This is a genomic window from Streptomyces sp. ICN903, from assembly GCF_022015835.1.
Lineage (GTDB): Bacteria > Actinomycetota > Actinomycetes > Streptomycetales > Streptomycetaceae > Streptomyces > Streptomyces fenghuangensis.
In genome coordinates this window covers 1-3,702 of sequence record NZ_JAKMAY010000434.1, presented here as the reverse complement: position 1 = coordinate 3,702, position 3,702 = coordinate 1, and the positions used below count along the sequence as shown (strand labels likewise).

The window sequence follows — 3,702 nt, the reverse complement described above, 5'->3', positions numbered from 1 at the left end:
GGGGGGCCGGGGAGGGGGCGGCCCCTCTCCGGTACCCCGTTCTTCCACCACACCACGGAGACTCACACCATGCAGTTCGGCCGCACCTACGAGGAGTTCGAGGTCGGGGACGTCTACCGGCACTGGCCCGGCAAGACGGTCACGGAGTACGACGACCACCTGTTCTGCCTGCTGACCATGAACCACCACCCGCTCCACATGGACACCAACTACGCCGAGAAGACGACGGACTTCGGCCGGAACGTGGTGGTCGGCAACTACGTCTACTCGCTGCTGCTGGGCATGTCCGTGCCGGACGTCTCCGGCAAGGCGATCGCCAACCTGGAGATCGAGTCGCTGCGGCACGTGGCGCCGACCTTCCACGGCGACACCGTCTACGGCGAGACCACCGTCCTGGACAAGACGCCGTCGCGCTCGAAGTCCGACCGCGGCATCGTCCACGTCGAGACCAAGGGCTACAAGCAGGACGGCACCCTGGTGTGCGTCTTCCGCCGCAAGGTGATGGTGCCCACCGCCGAGTACATCGAGGCGCGCGGAGGTGAGCAGCCCGGCCGCCCCGAGCTGCGCACGGACGGGCGGGACTCCGGAAAGGGAGGCAAGTGACATGGGGCGCCTGGCGCAGACCGAGGGCCTGACGGACATCCAGCGGGAGATCGTCTCCACCGTCCGCGACTTCGTCGACAAGGAGATCATCCCGGTCGCCACCGACCTGGAGCACCGGGACGAGTACCCGACGCGGATCGTGGAGGGCCTCAAGGAGCTGGGGATCTTCGGTCTGATGATCCCGGAGGAGTACGGCGGTCTCGGGGAGTCGCTGCTCACCTACGCCCTGTGCGTGGAGGAGATCGCCCGCGGCTGGATGAGCGTGTCCGGCATCATCAACACCCACTTCATCGTCGCGTACATGCTCAAGCAGCACGGCACCGACGAGCAGAAGGAGTACTTCCTGCCGAGGATGGCGGCCGGCGAGGTCCGCGGCGCCTTCTCGATGTCCGAGCCGGGCCTGGGCTCGGACGTGTCGGCCATCACCACCAAGGGTGTGCGCGACGGCGACGAGTACGTCCTGACCGGCCAGAAGATGTGGCTGACCAACGGCGGCACCTCCTCGCTGGTGGCGGTGCTGTGCCGCACCGACGAGGGCCACCCCGACGGCACCGCCCCGCACAGGTCGATGACCACCTTCCTGGTCGAGAAGGAGCCGGGCTTCGGCGAGGTCAAGCCGGGTCTGACGATCCCCGGCAAGATCGACAAGATGGGCTACAAGGGCGTCGACACCACCGAGCTGATCCTGGACGGCCTGCGCGTCCCGGAGAACCGGGTCCTGGGCGGCGCGACCGGCCGCGGCTTCTACCAGATGATGGACGGCGTCGAGGTCGGCCGGGTCAACGTGGCCGCGCGCGGCTGCGGGGTCGCCCAGCGCGCCTTCGAGCTGGGCATCTCCTACGCCCAGCAGCGGCACACCTTCGGAAAGCCGATCGCCCAGCACCAGGCAATTCAGTTCAAGTTGGCCGAAATGGCCACCAAGGTGGAGGCCGCGCACGCCCTGATGGTCGGCGCCGCACGGAAGAAGGACTCCGGGCAGCGCAACGACCTGGAGGCGGGGATGGCCAAATACCTCGCCTCGGAGTACTGCAAGGAGGTCGTGGAGGACGCGTTCCGCATCCACGGCGGTTACGGTTTCTCCAAGGAGTACGAGATCGAACGGCTGTACCGTGAGGCCCCGATGCTCCTGATCGGCGAGGGCACCGCCGAGATCCAGAAGATGATCGTGGGACGCCGACTCCTGGAGGAGTACAAGATCCAGGGGTAGAATGCCTTGTTCGGGGTGTTTTCCCTCCAAAGGGGCGACACCCCGAACCGAGGCCTTCCGGGGAGCCCGCGGTCCCGACAGGTGCTCTGGCTTGCCCAGTTGCCACCGGTAACCGATAGCATCCCGGGAAAGCCGCCGTCCCCCGTGTTTACGCGGCATCCTCCGCTACGAAGGTCATCCATGCCCCACAGCTCATCCTCTGCACAACGCGGCCGCGTCCGTCTCGCGCGCGGAGCGTCGCCGTGGCTCCTCCCGACCGTCGCCACCGCCGCCCTCAGCCTGGCCCGCGCCAGGCGCTCGAGAGGCGCGGCCGTGGCGGCAGTGCCCGCCACCGCCCTGGCGGCGGGCATGCTGTGGTTCTTCCGCGACCCCGAGCGAGAGATCGCCCAGGGCCGTGTCATCTCCCCGGCCGACGGCGTGGTGCAGAGCATCATGCCGTGGAAGGACGGGCGCACCCGCGTCGCGATCTTCATGAGCCCGCTGAACGTCCACGTCAACCGCGCCCCGCTGGCGGGCACGGTGACGTCCGTCGAGCACGTGCCCGGCGGCTTCGTCCCGGCGTTCAACAAGGAGAGCGAGAACAACGAGCGGGTCGTCTGGCACTTCGACACCGAGCTGGGCGACATCGAGATGGTCCAGATCGCCGGCGCCGTGGCCCGGCGGATCGTCCCGTACATCGAGCAGGGCGCCAAGGTCGAGCAGGGTGAGCGGATCGGCCTGATCCGCTTCGGCTCCCGCGTCGACCTCTACCTCCCGGAGGGCGTCGAGGTCGCCGTCGAGGTCGGCCAGCCCACGACCGCGGGGGTGACTCGCCTTGACCGTGATTGACCCCAAGACCCAGTGGGTCCCCGAGGCCGGCCCGGAGGACGACGGCGACGAGATGGGCGACATGCCGCTGTCCATGCGGCTGTCGATAGCCGACGCGCTCACCCTGGGCAACGCCACCTGCGGCTTCCTGGCGGTGTACTTCACCACCACCGGCGTCCTGATCCCCCATCTGACGGGCAACGGCGACGGCGGCATGGCCCGGCACAGCGCCGCGACCGCCGTGATGCTGATGCTGCTGGCCTCGGTCTTCGACCTCTTCGACGGGCTCGTGGCGCGCAAGCTGCGCAGCTCGGCGATGGGGGCGGAGCTGGACAACCTCTCCGACCTGATCAGCTTCGGGCTGGCACCCGCGTACTTCGTGCTGGTCTGGGGGATGGTGGCCAACGACGCGCACCAGGGGGTCTCGGCGCTCGCCGGGATCGTGGTGGTGCTGGCGGTGGTGCTGCGGCTCGCCAGGTTCTCCTGCCTCACCCTGCCCAACGGGGTGTTCCAGGGCATGCCCAGCCCCTTCGGGGCGCTGACGGTCGTCTCGATCGTGCTGCTGGAGCTGCCGTTCGTCCCGACGCTGCTGGCCATCGTCGGAGTGGCCTGGCTGATGGTGAGCCGGGTGGAGTACCCCAAGCCGCGCGGGCTGCTGGCCGTGGCGATGCTCGGCTGGATCGTGCTGAGCATGGGTCTGCTGACGGCCTGGGCCTTCGACGCCCCGGGCGGTGAGCTGCTGCTGCAGACCGGCTGCGCGCTGCAGCTGGTGCTGGGCGCGGTGATCCCGCTGTTCGCCACCGCGCGCCGGGTCAACACCTTCCGCGACAACCGCCGTGAGGCACGGGCGGCGGCTCAGCCCTAACCGGCCCCCGGCCCCCCTGCGACGGCCTGTCCACACCCCGGGCGCCGGACGGAATCCATGGATTCCGTCCGGCGCCCGGGTGTTTCCCGCCTTCTCCTCCTGGTCCGCGTCTTCCCGGACCGCGCCGGGATACACCAGCGGATTCGCGAGGAGGCTCCAGGAGGGGCGGGTGACAGGCCCCGGCCGGCGCCGGACAAGGGCTGGACGGGAGGCGGGGGCC

4 protein-coding genes are annotated in these 3,702 nt (G+C 69.3%); all 4 read left to right on the top strand.

The genetic code is table 11. The features are described 5' to 3' along the window. Positions 1-69 precede the first annotated feature (69 nt). The 4 genes from L7D48_RS27245 to pssA all read left to right on the top strand — a co-directional run bounded on the left by L7D48_RS27245 (position 70) and on the right by pssA (position 3,482). Positions 70-603, top strand: coding sequence for a MaoC family dehydratase (locus tag L7D48_RS27245; protein WP_237883519.1), 534 nt, complete (start codon positions 70-72; stop codon positions 601-603). Between the two features lies 1 nt (position 604). Continuing rightward, positions 605-1,810, top strand: a complete 1,206-nt coding sequence (locus L7D48_RS27240) for an acyl-CoA dehydrogenase family protein (RefSeq protein ID WP_237883518.1) — start codon at positions 605-607, stop codon at positions 1,808-1,810. Between the two features lie 180 nt (positions 1,811-1,990). Then, positions 1,991-2,638, top strand: coding sequence for a phosphatidylserine decarboxylase (locus L7D48_RS27235; protein WP_237883516.1), 648 nt, complete (start codon positions 1,991-1,993; stop codon positions 2,636-2,638). After that, positions 2,625-3,482, top strand: coding sequence for a CDP-diacylglycerol--serine O-phosphatidyltransferase (gene pssA / locus L7D48_RS27230; protein WP_237883514.1), 858 nt, complete (start codon positions 2,625-2,627; stop codon positions 3,480-3,482). The genes L7D48_RS27235 and pssA overlap by 14 nt, the downstream gene beginning before the upstream one ends. Positions 3,483-3,702 lie beyond the last annotated feature (220 nt).